Genomic DNA, 16,641 nt, shown 5'->3' on the forward strand with positions numbered 1-16,641 from the left:
TCGCCACGCATGCGCAAGACCTCCGCCAGCCTGCTCGCCTCCAGCGCCGTCGCCCTCGCCCAGGCGAGCGGCCGCCGCTACAGCCCGACGCCGGACCATCCGCGCACCGCCGCCTGGTATGCAAAGCTGCGCAAGCCGTCGGCGACGCCGCCCGGCCCGGTGTTCGGCGCGGTCTGGACCGGGCTCGACGGGCTGCTGGCCTATAGCGGCACCCGGCTGCTGGCAGCCGAGCCGAGCCTGCAGCGCACGGTCGCGCTCGGGTTCTGGGGCCTGAACGTGCTCGGCGTCGCCGGCTTCCCCTGGGTGCTGTTCGGCCGCAGGCAGCTCGGCGCCGCGACCGGCGTCACCGTCGCCATGCTGGCGACCTCCGGCGGGGCGGTGGCGACTGCTGCCGGTGTCGATCGCCGCGCCGCCTGGGCCGGCGTTCCGCTGGCCGGCTGGGTGCTGTTCGCATCGTTCCTGCAGGAAGAGGTCTGGCGCCGCAACCGCTGAGGCGACATGGCGCTCGCCGGCCGTGTCTGCGCCGTCCGGAACAGCAAGCTGCCCGTGCCGTGCAACAGTGCGTCAGGACGGCAGCGGCGACACGCCGAACAGCCACGGATGCACCAGCACCAGCAGGACCCAGAGCACCAGTCCCACTACCGGCGCGATCCAGCCGATCTCGCGTAGCACCAGCCGGTTGCGTCCGGCCAGGATCGCGCCGAACGGCAGGATCGACGTCGTCGAGGCCAGTGTCCGCCACGCTGCCGGATCGCGGGCGGCGAGCTTGTGGTCGATCGACGGCATGCCGAGCAGGGCGGTGACGCCGAAGGTGCCGAAGAAGAGCAGCGAGACCAGGTCGCCGTTGCCGATCACATGCACCACCGACCAGGTCGCGAACGACCACAGCATCGGGTGGCGGGTGATACGCGACAGGCCACGCGGCTCCTGGCCGGCCAGCTTCTCGCCGCCGATCGCGGTCGGATTCGGCCTGGTCATCGAGCCGACCAGCAGCACGAAGGCGGGCGCCATCAACAGGACCAGCAGCCAGCCGAGCCAGTGCGGCGTGGTCCATAAGGTCGGCGAGCCCTGCGCCCGGGCATTCCGGTAGCTGATCACCAGGAAGGCGATGGTGGCGACCGACAGCGTCGAGAACACGATGCGAAAGCCGTTCTCGCCGGTGCGCCGGGCCACGACGCCGCGCAGCGCGGTGCCGGCGACGCCGACATGCAGCCCGATCCAGCTGCCTCCGGCCAGGACCAGGGCGGTCGGGACAGGGGTCATCGCGCGCGCCCTCCTTCGTTGGAGGGCAACATTAGGATCAGGACCGGGCCAGCGGCGACTGCTCATATTTGGCGAGCAGGTCGGCCGGATCGCGATACACCGCGATGCAGCCGGCCTGTCGCAACTCCGCCTCGGACCAGCCGCCGCAGGTGACGCCGATGGTGCGCACCCCCGCCTTGCCGGCTGCCTCGGCGTCGTAGGGCGTGTCGCCGATGACGAACGCCTGCTTCGGGTCCAGCCCGTCCAGTTTCTCGAGCGCGGCCTGGAAGATGTCCGGCTCGGGCTTGCTGTGCTCGGCGTCGTCCGACGAGGTCTCGGTTTGGATCAGGTCGGTGATGTCGGCGATCTTCTTGTAGGTGGCGAGCTCGTCGCCCTTGGCGGAGGAGGCGAGGGCGACCCGCCAGCCCTCGGCCTGCAGGCGCTGAACCAGGGCGCGCACCTGCGGGAACGCCTCGATGCGGCCGAGATAGCGCTCCTTCAGGATTCCGGCGCGGTGCTTGTTGATCGCCTCGCCCTGCTCCTCGCACACGCGCTCGTCGAGGAATACCGGCAGCAGCTGGTCGCCGCCCTTGCCGATCTGGCCGCGTATTTTGTCGAGCTCGAACTCATGCCCGAAGTCGCGGAAGGCGTCCTGCCACGCCTGCGCGTGCAGGGTGACGCTGTCCACCAGGGTGCCGTCCACGTCGAAGATCACCGCGCCCGGCATGGCCGTCGCTCCCGCTGCTGTTGTGCGGGGGGACTAGCGCGTGGCGGGTGCGGAGTTCCCCGTCAGCATGCTGATCCTGCGGCCGGGCATCGCGGTGTTCAGCCAGATGCCGTGCGGCGAGCGGCCGGTGGCGATGGTGGTGTAGTTGCCCGATGCGAGGTCCAGCACCGCCACATGCTGGCGCCAGCGCAGCGTCGCCCACATGCTGCCGTCCGGACCGAACACGATGTCGTCCGGTCCGCCGGGCAGGTGGTAGCTGCGCACCACGTCGAGGCTGTTCCAGTCGAGCTGGGTGATGGTGCCGGATACCCGGCAGGTCACGTAGAGCCGCTTGTGGTCGGGCGTGATGAACAGGTTGTGCGGACCGGGCGCCATGTGGATCTCGCGTTCGACATGGCCGTCGCGCGGGTCGACCACGGCGACGAAGTCGGTTCCCATGTTGGCGACCAGCACGTGGCCCTCGTGCCAGAGCACGCCGGCGGGGGTCGAGCCGACCTTGCTGTCCCACTGCACCCGGCCGGTCGCGGTCTCGATGGCGATCAGCCGGCCGCTGTCCTGCAGGCTGACATAGGCGACGGCGGAGTCCGGCGAGTAGTTGATGTGGCTCGGCATCGACCTCGCCGGCACCCGGTGTGCCAGCGTCATGGTGGCGACGTCGTAGATGTCGACCTGGTTGCGGGCGAGGCCGGCCACCGTGAGCCAGCGCCCGTCCGGGCTGTACGAGATCTGGTAGGGGTCGCTGACGGCGATGCGGCGCTGCATCGCGCCGGTGATCGGGTCGAGGAAGAAAAGCGCGTTGCCGGCGGTGTCGCCCACCACCAGCGAGCGTCCGTCCGGGCTGAGCGCCATGTGGTGCGGCTCGCGCAGCACCGGGATGCGGCGCACCTCCTGCCGGCTGTCGATGTCGATCTCGCTGATCGACGCGTCGGCCGAGTTCAGAACGAAGGCGAGCCGTTCCGGATGTGGCGCGGTCTGCGCGCGGGCGCCCGCGATCGGCGGCACGGAGGCGAACAGCGCGAGGGCAAGGAGGCCGGCGGCGGAGCGGGGTCTGTTCATGGGCAACTCGCTTGAAGCGCCGGCCCCGGCCATGTTGTCGGCCGTGCCGGTTGATGCCTCCATAGGCTTCTCAGGCACTTGAAGCCATCGTTTCCAGCGGTCCCTGAGGCAATTCATCGCCCCTGCCGGGCGGGCACGACCGCCGGCGCCCGCCCTGCCCGTCACCAGGGCCAATGGCCAGGGCCGGTGGCTAGGGGATGTGCGGATAGGTGCGGCCGGTCAGGTTATTGTAGCAGAACCCGATGATCAGCAGGATGATCGTGTTGACCATCACGGGCATGAACACGAAGCCGTAGCCTGCCGCGAGGACTTTCGGACCTCCCAGTACCGCCACGACCGCGACGGCGCCACCCGGCGGATGCGTGCACCGGCACAGGGCCTGGGCAACCAGGGTGAGGCCGATCGCCAGGCTGACGGCCAGAAGCGGGTTGGCGACGTAGCGCGCGCAGGTGACCCCGATCAAGGCGGCCAGGAAGCATCCGGCGACCATTGCGAACGGCTGTATGCGTGGACTGTCCGGCAGCGCGAACAGCAGCACCGACGCGGCTCCCATCGGAGCGATCACGATCGGCGTTGCCCAGGATGCGCCGAACCACCAGGTCGTGAGCGCGCCGGTCAGGCCGATCCCGAGAAACGATCCGATGCCGATCCGGATCATTTCCTTGACGGAGACGGCCGGCTGCAACGGCAGGAAACCACGCAGTCGAGGCCTCGCACGTACGGTTGGCGTGGTCGTGCCCAATTATTCGATCCCCGCAAGCGCCGTGGCGAGCAGGCTGGTTCGCTGGTTCCACTGGAACTGGCTCTGCACCAGCTGCAACCCGACCAGCGCCTTCGCGCCAAGCTTGTGGGCCTTCTCGATCAGCTCCACGATGCAGACGTCGAACGACTCGTCGTTGACGCCTTCGACCGAGGCGTAGACCACCCCGAGTTCCCTGCCGTGGCCGGTCTTCTCGCCGAGAGTGCTGATGTGCATGTTGGCCTCTCCTACGTCTCGTGGTCGATGATCTGGAATGTCGCCAGCGACGCCTCGAAGGCGGCGGGATCGATCGCCAGCGGCCCGCTGAACGGGTGGCTCAGGATGGCCAGGATGTAGAGCAGCATTCCGATCAATGCCGACATCGTTCCGACGCACAGGAGCTGCGGCCACTTGTTTTCCATGAACAGCACGAAGGTCATGCCGATGGTGATGACCGCGCCCCCGATCGCTCCCAGCCACATCACCCACGACAATCCCTCGGAGGCCTGCAGAAGCCTCTTGTTGCGGAACACCAGCTCCGACGACAGGGTGCGCAGGAATTCCGCGTCGATGATTTCCTTGATCTTCGTCGCCGGCGCCAGCGTGCCGAATTCCTTGTAGATCTGCCCGATCAGGTACTGCGCCCTGGGGCTTGCCTGCCCCGTGCCGGCCAGCCGTGGCCACTCGTCACTGACAATCGTTTCGGCGTAGTCGCGCAGGAGATGTCGCATCTCGACGCGCTTGTCGTCGGCCATGTCGGATGTCTGGCGATACAGCGGCACCAGGACCGCGGCTTCCTGGGCGGCGTTGTCGTGCGCGTCGGAATATGTCTCCCAGACGGCGACCACCATGAAGCCCAGCAGGACCGCATAGATCACCCCGGCGGTGAGGAACAGCGGCACCAGGACATCGTTGTGGCCTTCTACAACCTTGCCCTTGACGATACGTCTGCCGCACTCGACGCCGACGACGCCAAACGCGATCGTTCCCCCGACGATCAGCAAAGCCAGGGACAGCGATCCTATCGACAATATCCTGCTTCCCGATGTCTGAGGTCATGTGGCGTCATTGCAGGAGGTCCTGATAAAGCGCGGGCCATGCTCCTACAAGGGTCGGGAGGGCATCGGATGTCGGCAATCTCCACGGACCCCAATTCCGTTCCGGATGCAGCACGGACGCAGGAATTCTGACTATACCGAACTAATGATGACAGCCTGCAGCGTCGCAACGGTCGTTGGCGCAGGCCCAGAGATAATACTCCCTCGGCATAAGCATTCTCGCATCGCGGACACGATCGATCTGTCGACATTCCTGTTCAGGCTCCGGCGTTGACATGACTACTGTCGTGCAATAACGCCACCTCGAGAGCAGCCAACCGGCGACAGACGCTGCGATCGACGGCAACAGCAACTGCCGGCTCCCCGTGCTATAGTGACAAGGCTACCGATGTTTTCTGTATTGCTGTCGAAGCGGTCTATGACGTGTGCCGCCGCTGCGGTCATCGTGTCGCGTCTCGCCGACCCGGCGGCGCATGCCCAGGTTCCGGCAGCCGCCGTCGATCTCGGGCCTGGGCAAAGCCAGGCTGCGTTGATGCGGGAGCAACCTGTGCCGGACGCTGCGCCGACTCCGGCCTGGGAAGAGGAGCGCGGCGTCGAGGCCTATTTCCGCAACTGGTTCCGCCGGGTCGCCCTCGCGCAATCGGAGCAGCCGGGATGGGTCGCGGCGCTGGTGGCACCGCCGCCCTTCCTGGTGGAGCAGATGCGGTACGACCAGTACATCGAGCATCTGGGCAACGATGCCAGCGTACAGAACTTCGGCGTCAACAAGGGGCTGCAGCTGATCCCGGACACCACCGAAGAGATCGACATCAATATCCCCCCGTACCAGCAGCGCCAGAACAAGAATCCGGCGACCGGATTCGGGGATTGGCAGTTCGCGCTGTTCAAGCAGCGCCTGCTGAGCGCGGGCCCGAACGACGGCAACTACGTGCTGAGCGGCTGGATCACGGCGACCGCCCCGATCGGGGCTTCGAAGTTCACCAACCACGTCTTCTTCGTCAATCCGAATATCGGCGGCGGCAAGGGCTTCGGCGACTTCGACATCCAGGCGACCTTCGGGCCGTCGATACCGACGTCGCAGTCGCACCTCTACGGAACGTCGCTGGTCAGCAACCTGGTGTTCCAGTATCGCTTCGAGAAGGTGATCTGGCCGGAGGTCGAGTTCAACTGGACCGACTGGCTCAACGGCACCCAGCATGGCGGCAGCAACCAGGTGTTGATGACGGTCGGAGCCGTCCTGGGCAAGTTCACGATCCATGACCGCTTCGGCGTCGCGCTGGGCGTCGGCTACCAGTTCCCGCTCACTCCCGCCTTCCGCACCGAGCCGGCACTGCTGCCGGTCTATCAGCGCAACTGGATCGTGAGCCTGCGCACGCCTTTCTAGGCGATGCGCCTCTGGTCGCACCCGGGGATGCCGCGGCATCGGGACGCCGGCATCCCCGACGATCCGCTGGCGTGCCGGTGGATAGGGTCAGGGTTCGATACACGGCACTTGCCTGCCGGGTGCTTCTTGCCACATGAGAAGCCGACAGAGTTGCCGGTTCACCGGCACTTCATAGGATCCTGACAACATGTTCATCGAAACCGAGGACACCCCGAACCCGGCCACCCTCAAGTTCATTCCAGGCGGCCGGGACGTGATGGGCTACAGCACCGCCGATTTCAGCGGCCCGGAGAGCGCTGCCCGCTCGCCGCTGGCCCTGGCGCTGTTCGATCTCGATGGCGTGGCGCGGGTATTCCTCGGCGCCGACTTCATCACCGTCAGCAAGACCGAGGCGGTCGACTGGTCTGCGCTGAAGCCGATGGTGCTCTCGGTGATCGTCGACCATTTCGTCTCCGGCCGGCCGGTGGTCGAGGGGCAGGGCGACCTCGCCGAGGAGGACACCCTTCCGGAGGACAGCGAGGTGGTCGCCCAGATCAAGGAACTGCTCGATACCCGCGTGCGCCCGGCGGTGGCCGGCGACGGCGGCGACATCGTATTCCGCGGCTACCGCGACGGGATCGTGCGGCTGCACATGCAGGGCGCCTGCTCCGGCTGCCCGTCCTCGCGCGCCACGCTGAAGCACGGCGTCGAGAACATGCTGCGACACTACGTGCCGGAAGTGCAGTCGGTCGAGCAGGTCGAGGCCTGATCCGCGGCCATGGCCTCCGAGACGATGCAGCCTGGCTCGGAGCCGGCCGAGGGGCTCACCGGAACCGCCCGGGCCGGGGATGAACACCACGCACGTGCGGCGGTGGCCGACGTTCCCGCCGGTGTTCCGGACGCGGTCCTGGAGCAGGTGTTCCGCCAGGCCCGCACGCCGGAGCGCTGGCGCGACCTGCCGGTGCCGGAGACCCTGCTGCATGCACTCTACGAACTGGTGAAGCTCGGCCCGACCTCGGGCAACTGCTCGCCGGCACGCTTCGTGTTCCTGGCCAGCCGCGACAGCCGGGAGCGGCTGCGGCCGGCGCTGTCGAGCGGCAACGTCGAACGCACCATGAGCGCGCCGCTGACCGTGATCGTGGCGCAGGACCCGCTGTTCTACGAGCAGTTGCCGCGGCTGTATCCGCAGGTCGAGGCGCGCTCCTGGTTCGCCGCCGACATCGTGCTCGCCGAGGAGACCGCGTCGCGCAACGGCAGCCTGCAGGGCGGCTACCTGATCCTGGCGGCACGCATGCTCGGCCTCGATGCGGCGCCGATGTCGGGCTTCGACAACGACAAGGTCGACGAGATCTTCCTGTCGGGGCAGGGCTGGCGATCGAATTTCCTGCTCAATCTCGGCTACGCGGACGGTGAGCCGTCGCACCCACGGGCGCCGCGGCTGGCCTTCGACGAAGCCTGCCTGCTGCTCTAGCGACGGCACGCGCCGGTTGCACATCCTGGTGCTCGACGGCGCCGGACCGGATGGCCGCATGGGGCTGGTGCGGTCCGCCGCGGACGGCCGGCTGGTCATGCTGTCGGACGCGCTGGAGTGCGGTCGTGGCGGTGCGCAGCGGTTGGCCGGATCTCTGCCGGCGATGCTCGCGGCGGCCGGCCTGCAGCTGTCCGCGATCGGCCTGATTGCCACCATCGTCGGCCCGGGCAGCTTCACCGGCCTGCGTGCGACCCTGGCGCTGGCGCATGGCCTCGCACTCGGCAGCGGAACAAGCCTGGTGGGCGTCACCGTCGGCGAGGCCCTGCGACGCACGGCCGGGCCGCGCTCTCTGCCGCTGTGGTGCGTGACCACGGCACGGACCGGCCGGGTGTTCCTGGAGCGCGACGGGCTGGAGCCGGTCGGATGCATGCTGCAGGCGCTGCCGTCGCAGGGTCCGGGGCCGCTGCTCCTTGCCGGCAACGCCAGCGACCTGGTGCAACCGGTGCTGGAGCATGCCGGCATCGCCTCGCGCACCCTCGGCATCGACCGTCCGGAGCTTTCGGCAATCGCCGGCGTGGCGATCGATCGCGCCGCAGGCCGGTTGCCGCCGCTGGCCGCGCAGCCGTTCTATGTCGATCCCCCAGAGGCGAAGCTGCCGGCAAACGGCCTGCGCCCGGCTCCGGCTTGACCGCCTCGCACCGGATCGTCGCCGCACCCTGCTGGGCACCGTTGCTGGCGGCGCTGCACGAGGAAAGCTTCGTGCACCCCGGCGACGAGGCCTGGAGTGCCAAGGCGTTCGCCGGGCTGCTGGAGGCGCCAGCCTGCTTTGCGGTAGTGGCCGAAACCGTGGACGGTCCGGCCGGGCTCGCCCTGTTCCGCGTCGCCGCCGGGGAGGCCGAGGTGCTCACCATAGGCGTGCGTCCGGCGGACCGGTCGGCCGGGATCGGCGCCGGGCTGCTGGGTGCCGGGCTGGCGGAGTGCGCCCGCCGCGGCGCCCACGAGGTGCTGCTCGAGGTAGCCGCCGGCAATGCGGCGGCGCAGTCGCTGTATCGCCGCCGCGGCTTCGTCGAGGTCGGCCGGCGACGCCGTTATTACCGCGACGGCAGCGACGCCCTCGTGCTGTCTCTCGGCCTTACCGGCGGCGTATCGACACCAGCCTGAAGCCATCCGGACGCGCGTCATCGGCGGTCACCGCGTGGCCCAGGCTCTCCGCGTTGCGCACCACGTTGCGGTGCGGCTCGTCGCCGGCAAGCAGCACGTGCAGCGTCTCTCCTGGAACGATCCGGTCGAGTGCCAGCCGCGTCCGCACGAAGGTCATCGGGCAGGTCTCGCGGGTTATATCGAGGTGATGGTCAGGCATAGCGTCCACGAGCTCCTTCCGCATACCGGTCGAGGCGGAGTAAGGCGGAATACACATTGCGGGAATCGGAATAACATTTATATGGAATGCGAGTATATCTGACCAAGGGGCACGGACATGACCGATCAGGCGGGACACCCCGGCGCTCTGGGACTGGGCGTGCTGGGGCTGACGGCGCAGATCGTCTCCGCCCATGTCGCAAACAATGCGGTGCAGTCCGATGCGCTTGCGGCGCTGATCGCCGATGTCTACCGAACCCTCGCCGCCGTCGGGCGCGACGTCGCCCCGGTGGACAAGCCGCAGCCGGCGGTATCGGTCAAGAAGTCGATCTATCCGGACCACATCATCTGCCTCGAGGACGGCAAGAAGCTCAAGATGCTGAAGCGGCATCTCAAGACCGCCTACAACATGACGCCCGAGCAATATCGCGAGCGCTGGAACCTGCCGGCCGACTATCCGATGGTGGCGCCGAACTATGCGCGCCACCGGTCGTCGCTCGCCAAGCAGATCGGCCTCGGCACCAAGCCGCGCGTCGTCCGCTAGGAAGGGGGCATCGGTGCGGCCCCGCTCGCCAGCGTCGCCTTCGTCGCAGTAGCCAGGCGTTCTGCCCAGCATGCCGGAAGCGGCGCCGCCCGATCCATCTGCGACTCAATCCGGAGCGGATTGGACAAGGCCCGCGATCTTGGGATACGCGACCTCCAATGAGTGCACGCCTCTTCCTGCGGGACCGCGACGTGGTGATGCGATGGCATCCCGCATAGAGCGCCTGTGCGTCGAGCGCGGCCTGAAGATGACCGGCCAGCGGCGGGTGATCGCGAAGGTGCTGTCCGAGGCCGAGGACCATCCCGACGTCGAGGAACTGTATCGCCGCGCCGCCTCGCTCGACAGCAGGATCTCGGTGGCGACGGTGTATCGGACGGTCCGGCTGCTCGAGGAGAAGGGCATCCTCGAGCGACGCGACTTCGGCGGTGGCCGGGCACGTTACGAGGCGACCGAGCACGGCCATCATTATCACCTCATCGACATCGAGAGCGGCCGCGTGATCGAGTTCGAGGATGCGGAGCACGAGCAGCTGATGCGGCAGATCGCGACCCGACTCGGCTTCGACCTGGTGTCGCACCGCATGGAGCTGTTCGGGCGCCGCCGCACCGGCGCCGAGCCCGGAGCCGACCGACCGAACGGGGACGGCGACATCGTGGCCGAGCAGGATGGCGGCAGGGCACGCGACCGGAACGGAGTGACGAGGTGAGCCTGACAACTCCGATCGTGGCGCCGCCACTGTTGCCGCCCAAGCGCGATGGCGGCTTCGGCGAGCTGCGCGCCGGCAATCTCGGTGTCCGGATCGCGGTCAGCGCCGCCGAACGCGATGCGGCGCAGGCGTTGCGCTACCGCATCTTCTACGAGGAGATGGGCGCGCAGCCCGACGACACCGCGCGCCGGCTGAAGCGCGACATCGACATCTTCGACGATGTCGCCGACCACCTGCTGGTGATCGACCATGCGCTCGGCTCCGGCCCGCGCGGCGTCGTCGGCACCTACCGGCTGGTGCAGAACGAGGGAGCCGAGCGGGTCGGCCGGTTCTACACCTCGGACGAGTACGACATCAGCCGCATCACCGGCTTTCCCGGCCGCCTGCTCGAACTGGGACGGTCGTGCGTGGACCCGGCCTATCGTGGCCGCGCCGTGATGCAGCTGCTGTGGCGCGGCATCGCCGCCTACGTGTTCCTGCACCGGATCGATGTGATGTTCGGCTGCGCGAGCCTGCCCGGCACCGATCCGGACCGGCTCGCCGCCGAATTGACCTACCTGTATCACAACCATCTGGCGCCACCGGCGCTGCGCCTGCGCGCCGTTCCCGCCCGGCATATCGAGATGCGCCGCTGCGATCCGGCGACACTGGACCACAAGCGAACGCAACTGCTGCTGCCTCCCCTGGTGAAGGGCTACCTCCGTCTGGGCGGCTTCATCGGCGACGGCGCCGTGGTCGACCAGCAGTTCAACACCACCGATGTCGCGGTGGTGGTCAAGACCGACCTGATCACCGACAAGTACTACCGGCACTACGAGCGCCAGCTGCGCGACGCCCTGGACTGACCGGCGCGTCGCCGCTCCAGAGCTGCCGTCATGTTCAATCTGCTGCTCGGCGCCGCCTCGGCCCTGGCCCTGCCGCCGGTCGGTCTCACCGGCATCCTCTGGCTCACCCTGCCGTTGTTGCTGGCCAGGCTCGGCGCGCGGCCGGTCCGCGGCAGGGCGGCCTACGGCGCCCTGCTGGACGGCTTCCTGTTCGGGTTCGGCTACTACTGTGCCGGGCTGTACTGGATCACCAACGCCATCCTGACCCGGGTCGACCAGTTCTGGTGGGCGGTCCCGCTGGCGACTCCGCTGTGCGCCGTGCCGCTTGCCGTCGTGCTGGCGCTGCCTTGCGCCCTGGCGATGCTGGCGCCGTCCGGCTGGCGGCGGGTGGCGGCCTTCGCGGGGCTGTGGACGCTGTCCGACCTGGCGCGCGAGTTCCTGTTCACCGGCTTTCCGTGGAACCCGCTCGGCAGCAGCTGGGAGTGGCCGGGCCGGGCCGGCGACATCATGATCCAGCCGGCGGCCTGGGTCGGCGTGCCGGGCCTGACCCTGCTGACGCTGCTGGCAGCCCTGCTGCCGACGCTCGGCCGGCGCGGCATCGCCGGCAGCCTCGTGCTGCTGGCGCTCTGGGCGGGCGCCGGCACGTTGCGGCTTGGCACGATCCGCCCGGTGGGTGCGCCGGGACCGGTCGTGCTGCTGGTGCAGGGCAACATCCCCGAGAGCGAGAAGCTGGACCACGACACCGCGGTGCAGACCTTCCGCAAATACCTGGCGCTTACCGCCGGGGGTGCCGCGCAGGCTGGCGCGCGCGCGAGGTCTTCCGGCCGAGCGATGGTGTTCACCTGGCCGGAAAGCGCCTTCCCCGGCCTGCTTGACGAGGACGCGCAGGCACGCGCGGTGATCATGGCGCAGGCGCCGGGTGCGTCGGCCGGACTGATCGGCAGCGTCCGCTTCGGTGCCGACGAACGCCCGCGCAACAGCATGGTGGCGCTGCGGCCGGATGGCGGCATCGCCGCCCTGTACGACAAGGCGCACCTGGTGCCGTTCGGGGAGTACCAGCCCGCCGGCCTGCCGTTCCAGGTGGTGCCGGGCGGCGGTTTCGCCGCCGGCCCGGGACCGCGCACATTGAGGCTGCCCGGCCTCGCCCCCTTCGGCACCCTGATCTGCTACGAGGTGATCTTTCCGGGGCGGGTGGTGCAGCCGGGTGACCGGCCAGGCTGGCTGCTCAACATCACAAACGATGCCTGGTACGGTGACAGCGCCGGGCCTCACCAGCATCTGCAGTCCGCCCGCATGCGCGCCGTGGAGGAAGGGCTGCCGCTGGCCCGCGCCGCCAATACCGGCATCTCGGCGGCATTCGATGGCTTCGGCCGCCGGCTCGGTGAACTCGGATGGGGTCGCAGCGGCAGCCTGGATGTTGCCCTTCCGCCGCCCCTGCCGCCGACGCTGTTTGCACGCCACGGGCTCTGGGTGCCGTTGCTGATGGCGCTGCTCTGCATCCTGGGGTTGAAGCTTCCGGGGCGTACCCGTCGCATTACCCGATCAGCCGGCGACCCGACCGCACTTTCATCTCAAGTTTGACGCGAACTCGTAAACGTTGACAGCCACAGGTTGAGCGTTTACCAATCAGGACACCGTCTAGTCGAGGTGTGTATGTCGCGTGTCGCTTCCAGCCGAGACCCGTCGCAGCCCTCCGGCGGACCTGGCGAGCCCACGGGCGAGCGGGACTCGCGGCCGAGCCCGATCGATGTCCATGTCGGTAGTCGCATACGCCTGCGCCGCACCCTGCTCGGGATGTCGCAGGAGCGCCTCGGCGACAGTCTCGGCCTGACCTTTCAGCAGGTGCAAAAATACGAGCGTGGCGCCAACCGGGTCGGTGCCTCGCGGCTGTTCGACCTGTCGCGGGTGCTCGACGTTCCGGTCAGCTTCTTCTTCGACGATCTGCCGGCGCCCTATGCGGCGAGCGGCGCACGCTCCAGCCTGCAGCAGGCCGGCGGTTTCGCGGAGGGACAGGAAGGCTTCGGCGGCGGCGACGACCTGTTCACCCGCAAGGAGACCGTCGACCTGGTGCGCGCCTACTACCGCATCAGCGAGCTGCCGGTGCGAAAGCGCGTGCTCGAGCTGATCAAGTCGATGGGGCCGGTGGCGGAACGTCCGGAATAGCTGGCCTGCTGCCGATCCGGCGCCGCAGGAGGCGCCGCGTGGCGCTATTCGCGGCGTAGTACGCTGTCGTTGATGAAGCTGGCCAGGGAGCCGGCGACGAAATCGCGCTTGAGGGCGGCCTCGTCGTATTCGTCGCGCACCCACTCCAGGAATGGAAGCCTGCCCTCGGCGTCCCGCTGGAAGCGAAGGAAGAAGGCATCCAGGATGCCGGTGCGCGAGCGGTTGAAATGCCCGAACCGCCAGGAGAGCTGGCGCAGCGCCTCCGCCGCGGTGCCGCCCTCGAACATGATCACCAGTCCCGAGGCGAGTCCGGCCCGGTCGGCGCCTGACTTGCAGTGCATCAGGATCGGGAACGTCACGCCGCGATAGATCTGCTCGAAGCGCAGGATGCGGTCCCGGTGCGGCGCGCCCCTGCTTTCGAACGCCATGTCGACATGCGCCAGCCCGAGATCGCGCGCGGCCTCGCGCGAGAGTGCGTCAGACCCGCAGCGCCGATGGCCGCGCAGGTTGATCAGGGTGTGGATGTGGTAGCGCGAGGCGAGGTCGGAGAGCCGAGCCGGCGTCGGGTGATTGCAGCGGTAGACCCGCCCCGCCAGCACCGGTGCGAAGTTCGACCAGACCGTGCGGAAGATGGCATGATCGACCAGCAGGCTGTCGCGCCAGGCGGCATTCCGGCTGGCGCGACCGTTCAGGGCTTCATCGAACATGGCGCAACGATAGCACGGAGGGACGCAACGAAGCCCGGGTGATCAGCCCTTCCGCTGCAGCTGGAGCTGCTTGATCTTGCCGATCGCCTCGGCGGGGTTGAGACCCTTCGGGCAGGTCTGCGTGCAGTTCATGATGGTGCGGCAGCCATACAGCTTGAGCGGATCCTCCAGCGCGTCGAGACGCTCGCCGGTGAACTCGTCACGGCTGTCGGCGATCCAGCGATAGGCCGCAAGCAACGTTGCAGGACCGAGATAGCGGTCACCGTTCCACCAGTACGACGGGCAGGCGGTGGTGCAGCAGAAGCACAGGATGCACTCCCACATGCCGTCCAGCACCGCGCGCTCCTCGATGCTCTGCCGGCGCTCGCCGTCCGGCGGCGGGGCGCTGTCAGTCTTCAGCCAGGGCTCCACCGAGCGCAGCTGCGCATAGGCCTGGGTGAGGTCCGGCACGAGGTCCTTGACCACCGGCATGTGCGGCAGCGGATAGATGCTGACCGCCTTCTTCACTTCCTCGATGGGCTTCAGGCAGGCCAGCGTGTTGGTGCCGTCGATGTTCATCGCGCACGAGCCGCAGATACCCTCGCGGCACGAACGCCGGAAGGTCAGCGTCTGGTCGACGTCGTTCTTGATGTGGATCAGCGCGTCCAGCACCATCGGACCCATCGCATCCAGGTCCAGCTCATAGCTGTCGAGCACCGGGTTCTGGCCGTCATCCGGGTTCCAGCGATAGACCTTGAATTCCTTGACCCGTTTGGCCCCGGCCGGCGCCTTGAACGTGCGGCCGCGACCGATCTTGCTGTTCTTCGGGAGGGAGAATTCGACCATGGCTAGGCTCCGGCCTTAGTACACGCGCTTCTTTGGCGGGAAGACCGAGACCTCGTTGGTCAGGGTCTGCATCCGCACCGGGCGATAGGTGATCGAGACGTCGCCCTTGGCGTCCAGGTGCGAGACGGTGTGCTTCATCCAGCCGGCATCGTCGCGTTCGGGAAAATCGTCATGCGCATGGGCGCCTCGGCTCTCCTCGCGGTTCTCGGCGCTGCCCATCGTCACCGTGCCGTTGGCGATCAGGTTCTCGAACTCCAGCGCTTCCATCAGGTCGCTGTTCCAGATCAGCGAACGATCCGACACCGAGACGTCGGAAAGGCCCGTCCACAGGTTCTTGATCTTGCCGACACCCTGCGTCAGGCTGTCGCCCGAGCGGAACACCGCCGCATGCGCCTGCATGGTCCGCTGCAGCTCCTCGCGCAGCGTCGCAACGCGGGTGCCGCCACTGGCATGGCGCAGCTTGTCGAACCGCGCCAGGGTCGCCTCTCCGGCGCCGGTCGGCAGCGGGGCGATCGCGGCACCCGGCTTGACGATATCGGCGGCCCGCAACGCGGCGGCGCGGCCGAACACCACCAGGTCGAGCAGCGAGTTGGTCCCCAGCCGGTTGGCGCCATGCACCGACACGCAGGCCGCTTCGCCGACCGCCATCAGGCCGGGCACGATGGCATCGGGATTGGCCTGCGTCGGGCGCAACACCTCGCCGTGGTAGTTCGTCGGAATGCCGCCCATGTTGTAGTGCACGGTCGGCAGCACCGGCACCGGCTCCTTGGTGACGTCGACGCCGGCGAACACCCGCGCGGTCTCGCTGATGCCGGGCAGCCGCTCGTGCAGCAGGTCCGCACCCAGATGCTCGAGATGCATCATGATGTGGTCGCGGTTCGGACCACATCCGCGACCCTCGTTGATCTCGATGGTCATCGACCGTGAGACCACGTCGCGCGAGGCGAGGTCCTTGGCGGTGGGCGCATAGCGCTCCATGAACCGCTCGCCCTCGGAATTGGTGAGGTAGCCGCCTTCGCCACGGCAGCCCTCGGTGAGCAGGCAGCCGGCCGGGAAGATGCCGGTCGGGTGGAACTGCACGAACTCCATGTCCTGCGTCGGCAGCCCGGCGCGCATCGCCATGCCGCCGCCATCGCCGGTGCAGGTATGCGCCGAGGTGCAGGACTGGTAGGCGCGGCCGTAGCCGCCGGTCGCCAGCACCACCATGTTGGCGCGGAAGCGGTGCATCTGGCCGTCCTCGAGCGACCAGGCCATGACGCCGCGGCAGGCGCCGTCCTCGTCCATGATCAGGTCGAGGGCGAAATACTCGACGAAGAACTCGGCGTTGTGCTTCAGGCTCTGCTGGTAGAGCGTGTGCAGGATGGCATGCCCGGTGCGGTCGGCAGCGGCGCAGGCGCGCGGGACCGGGGCCTTGCCGTATTCCGACATGTGGCCGCCGAACGGGCGCTGGTAGATGCGGCCATCCTCGGTGCGCGAGAACGGCACCCCGAAATGCTCGAGCTCATGGATCGCCGGCACCGCCTCGCGGCACATGTATTCGATGGCGTCCTGGTCGCCGAGCCAGTCCGACCCCTTGACGGTGTCGTACATGTGCCAGCGCCAGTTGTCCTCGGCCATGTTGCCGAGCGAGGCGCCGATGCCGCCCTGCGCGGCGACGGTGTGGCTGCGGGTCGGGAACACCTTGGTGACGCAGGCGGTCTTGAGGCCGCTGGCGACCATGCCGAGTGTGGCGCGCAGGCCGGAGCCGCCGGCGCCCACCACCACGACGTCATAGGCGTGGTCGACCACCTTGTAGGCGCCGCCGGTGAGCGACGAAGAGGGAGGCATGGCGTTCATCGGCAGGTCGTTCCCGGCGTC

21 protein-coding genes are annotated in these 16,641 nt (G+C 68.3%); 11 read left to right on the plus strand and 10 right to left on the minus strand.

Translation table 11 applies throughout. The features are described 5' to 3' along the window. Positions 1-9: 9 nt before the first annotated feature. On the plus strand, positions 10-492 hold the full coding sequence (locus FE263_RS09650) for a TspO/MBR family protein (RefSeq protein ID WP_138325803.1): 483 nt from the start codon (positions 10-12) through the stop codon (positions 490-492). Positions 493-564: 72 nt separating this feature from the next. Here FE263_RS09650 and FE263_RS09655 read toward each other — a convergent pair whose 3' ends face one another. The 6 genes from FE263_RS09655 to FE263_RS09680 all read right to left on the minus strand — a co-directional run bounded on the left by FE263_RS09655 (position 565) and on the right by FE263_RS09680 (position 4,795). Beyond that, positions 565-1,263, minus strand: a complete 699-nt coding sequence (locus FE263_RS09655) for an NnrU family protein (RefSeq protein ID WP_171034028.1) — start codon at positions 1,261-1,263, stop codon at positions 565-567. Positions 1,264-1,300: 37 nt separating this feature from the next. Next, a complete protein-coding gene (locus FE263_RS09660) occupies positions 1,301-1,969 on the minus strand; it encodes an HAD family hydrolase (protein WP_138325805.1) in 669 nt (222 codons plus the stop codon). A 33-nt stretch (positions 1,970-2,002) separates the two neighbouring features. Next, positions 2,003-3,025: a YVTN family beta-propeller repeat protein gene (locus FE263_RS09665; protein ID WP_240759322.1), complete on the minus strand. Its 1,023-nt coding sequence runs from the start codon at positions 3,023-3,025 to the stop codon at positions 2,003-2,005. A 190-nt stretch (positions 3,026-3,215) separates the two neighbouring features. Then, positions 3,216-3,767 (minus strand): HPP family protein, encoded by a 552-nt coding sequence (locus tag FE263_RS09670; protein WP_171034029.1) that lies wholly within the window; start codon positions 3,765-3,767, stop codon positions 3,216-3,218. Then, positions 3,768-4,001, minus strand: a complete 234-nt coding sequence (locus tag FE263_RS09675; RefSeq protein WP_138325807.1) for a hypothetical protein — start codon at positions 3,999-4,001, stop codon at positions 3,768-3,770. An 11-nt stretch (positions 4,002-4,012) separates the two neighbouring features. Then, on the minus strand, positions 4,013-4,795 hold the full coding sequence (locus FE263_RS09680; protein WP_138325808.1) for a bestrophin-like domain: 783 nt from the start codon (positions 4,793-4,795) through the stop codon (positions 4,013-4,015). A gap of 445 nt (positions 4,796-5,240) precedes the next feature. Here FE263_RS09680 and FE263_RS09685 point away from each other — a divergent pair, with 445 nt between their 5' ends. From FE263_RS09685 to FE263_RS09705, 5 genes are all read left to right on the plus strand, one after another. Beyond that, positions 5,241-6,206, plus strand: a complete 966-nt coding sequence (locus FE263_RS09685) for a hypothetical protein (protein WP_138325809.1) — start codon at positions 5,241-5,243, stop codon at positions 6,204-6,206. Between the two features lie 187 nt (positions 6,207-6,393). After that, positions 6,394-6,954, plus strand: a complete 561-nt coding sequence (locus FE263_RS09690; protein ID WP_138325810.1) for a NifU family protein — start codon at positions 6,394-6,396, stop codon at positions 6,952-6,954. Between the two features lie 9 nt (positions 6,955-6,963). Continuing rightward, a complete protein-coding gene (locus FE263_RS09695) occupies positions 6,964-7,656 on the plus strand; it encodes a malonic semialdehyde reductase (RefSeq protein WP_240759325.1) in 693 nt (230 codons plus the stop codon). A gap of 16 nt (positions 7,657-7,672) precedes the next feature. Then, the gene (tsaB, locus tag FE263_RS09700) at positions 7,673-8,344 is read left to right on the plus strand and encodes a tRNA (adenosine(37)-N6)-threonylcarbamoyltransferase complex dimerization subunit type 1 TsaB (protein WP_138325811.1); all 672 of its coding nucleotides are present in this window, start codon (positions 7,673-7,675) and stop codon (positions 8,342-8,344) included. Beyond that, entirely contained in the window at positions 8,341-8,817 is a 477-nt protein-coding gene (locus FE263_RS09705; protein ID WP_138325812.1) for a GNAT family N-acetyltransferase, read from the plus strand. Before tsaB ends, FE263_RS09705 begins: the two co-directional genes overlap by 4 nt. Here the strand turns inward: FE263_RS09705 and FE263_RS09710 are convergent. Next, on the minus strand, positions 8,789-9,016 hold the full coding sequence (locus tag FE263_RS09710) for a sulfurtransferase TusA family protein (protein ID WP_138325813.1): 228 nt from the start codon (positions 9,014-9,016) through the stop codon (positions 8,789-8,791). The genes FE263_RS09705 and FE263_RS09710 overlap by 29 nt on opposite strands. 117 nt (positions 9,017-9,133) lie before the next feature. Between FE263_RS09710 and FE263_RS09715 the strand changes: the two genes are divergently transcribed. The 5 genes from FE263_RS09715 (at position 9,134) to FE263_RS09735 (ending at position 13,252) form a co-directional block, all read left to right on the plus strand. After that, the gene (locus FE263_RS09715) at positions 9,134-9,559 is read left to right on the plus strand and encodes a MucR family transcriptional regulator (RefSeq protein WP_138325814.1); all 426 of its coding nucleotides are present in this window, start codon (positions 9,134-9,136) and stop codon (positions 9,557-9,559) included. Positions 9,560-9,761: 202 nt separating this feature from the next. Next, on the plus strand, positions 9,762-10,265 hold the full coding sequence (locus FE263_RS09720; RefSeq protein WP_138325815.1) for a Fur family transcriptional regulator: 504 nt from the start codon (positions 9,762-9,764) through the stop codon (positions 10,263-10,265). 2 nt (positions 10,266-10,267) lie between these two features. Next, on the plus strand, positions 10,268-11,110 hold the full coding sequence (locus tag FE263_RS09725; protein ID WP_408886187.1) for a GNAT family N-acetyltransferase: 843 nt from the start codon (positions 10,268-10,270) through the stop codon (positions 11,108-11,110). Positions 11,111-11,140: 30 nt separating this feature from the next. Next, positions 11,141-12,670, plus strand: a complete 1,530-nt coding sequence (lnt, locus tag FE263_RS09730) for an apolipoprotein N-acyltransferase (RefSeq protein WP_138325817.1) — start codon at positions 11,141-11,143, stop codon at positions 12,668-12,670. A 72-nt stretch (positions 12,671-12,742) separates the two neighbouring features. After that, positions 12,743-13,252 (plus strand): helix-turn-helix domain-containing protein, encoded by a 510-nt coding sequence (locus tag FE263_RS09735; protein WP_138325818.1) that lies wholly within the window; start codon positions 12,743-12,745, stop codon positions 13,250-13,252. Positions 13,253-13,296: 44 nt separating this feature from the next. On the opposite strand, the gene FE263_RS09740 is transcribed toward FE263_RS09735, so the two are convergent. The 3 genes from FE263_RS09740 to sdhA are packed head-to-tail and all read right to left on the minus strand — an operon-like array spanning position 13,297 to position 16,620. Beyond that, a complete protein-coding gene (locus FE263_RS09740) occupies positions 13,297-13,959 on the minus strand; it encodes a protein-tyrosine phosphatase family protein (protein WP_138325819.1) in 663 nt (220 codons plus the stop codon). Positions 13,960-14,001: 42 nt separating this feature from the next. Next, entirely contained in the window at positions 14,002-14,784 is a 783-nt protein-coding gene (locus FE263_RS09745) for a succinate dehydrogenase iron-sulfur subunit (RefSeq protein WP_138325820.1), read from the minus strand. A gap of 15 nt (positions 14,785-14,799) precedes the next feature. Next, positions 14,800-16,620, minus strand: coding sequence for a succinate dehydrogenase flavoprotein subunit (sdhA, locus tag FE263_RS09750; RefSeq protein WP_138325821.1), 1,821 nt, complete (start codon positions 16,618-16,620; stop codon positions 14,800-14,802). Positions 16,621-16,641: the final 21 nt, after the last annotated feature.

Origin of the sequence: Lichenicoccus roseus (genome assembly GCF_005844085.1) — a bacterium.
In the GTDB taxonomy this organism is placed as follows: domain Bacteria; phylum Pseudomonadota; class Alphaproteobacteria; order Acetobacterales; family Acetobacteraceae; genus Lichenicoccus; species Lichenicoccus roseus.

Bases quoted from the DNA above. Each gene is read 5' to 3' on its own strand.
- FE263_RS09650 (WP_138325803.1), top strand. From the start codon at position 10: ATGCGCAAGACCTCCGCCAGCCTGCTCGCCTCCAGCGCCGTCGCCCTC.
- FE263_RS09655 (WP_171034028.1), bottom strand. From the start codon at position 1,263: ATGACCCCTGTCCCGACCGCCCTGGTCCTGGCCGGAGGCAGCTGGATC.
- FE263_RS09660 (WP_138325805.1), bottom strand. From the start codon at position 1,969: ATGCCGGGCGCGGTGATCTTCGACGTGGACGGCACCCTGGTGGACAGC.
- FE263_RS09665 (WP_240759322.1), bottom strand. From the start codon at position 3,025: ATGAACAGACCCCGCTCCGCCGCCGGCCTCCTTGCCCTCGCGCTGTTC.
- FE263_RS09675 (WP_138325807.1), bottom strand. From the start codon at position 4,001: ATGCACATCAGCACTCTCGGCGAGAAGACCGGCCACGGCAGGGAACTC.
- FE263_RS09685 (WP_138325809.1), top strand. From the start codon at position 5,241: ATGACGTGTGCCGCCGCTGCGGTCATCGTGTCGCGTCTCGCCGACCCG.
- FE263_RS09690 (WP_138325810.1), top strand. From the start codon at position 6,394: ATGTTCATCGAAACCGAGGACACCCCGAACCCGGCCACCCTCAAGTTC.
- FE263_RS09695 (WP_240759325.1), top strand. From the start codon at position 6,964: ATGGCCTCCGAGACGATGCAGCCTGGCTCGGAGCCGGCCGAGGGGCTC.
- FE263_RS09710 (WP_138325813.1), bottom strand. From the start codon at position 9,016: ATGCCTGACCATCACCTCGATATAACCCGCGAGACCTGCCCGATGACC.
- FE263_RS09715 (WP_138325814.1), top strand. From the start codon at position 9,134: ATGACCGATCAGGCGGGACACCCCGGCGCTCTGGGACTGGGCGTGCTG.
- FE263_RS09720 (WP_138325815.1), top strand. From the start codon at position 9,762: ATGGCATCCCGCATAGAGCGCCTGTGCGTCGAGCGCGGCCTGAAGATG.
- lnt (WP_138325817.1), top strand. From the start codon at position 11,141: ATGTTCAATCTGCTGCTCGGCGCCGCCTCGGCCCTGGCCCTGCCGCCG.
- FE263_RS09735 (WP_138325818.1), top strand. From the start codon at position 12,743: ATGTCGCGTGTCGCTTCCAGCCGAGACCCGTCGCAGCCCTCCGGCGGA.
- FE263_RS09740 (WP_138325819.1), bottom strand. From the start codon at position 13,959: ATGTTCGATGAAGCCCTGAACGGTCGCGCCAGCCGGAATGCCGCCTGG.
- FE263_RS09745 (WP_138325820.1), bottom strand. From the start codon at position 14,784: ATGGTCGAATTCTCCCTCCCGAAGAACAGCAAGATCGGTCGCGGCCGC.
- sdhA (WP_138325821.1), bottom strand. From the start codon at position 16,620: ATGAACGCCATGCCTCCCTCTTCGTCGCTCACCGGCGGCGCCTACAAG.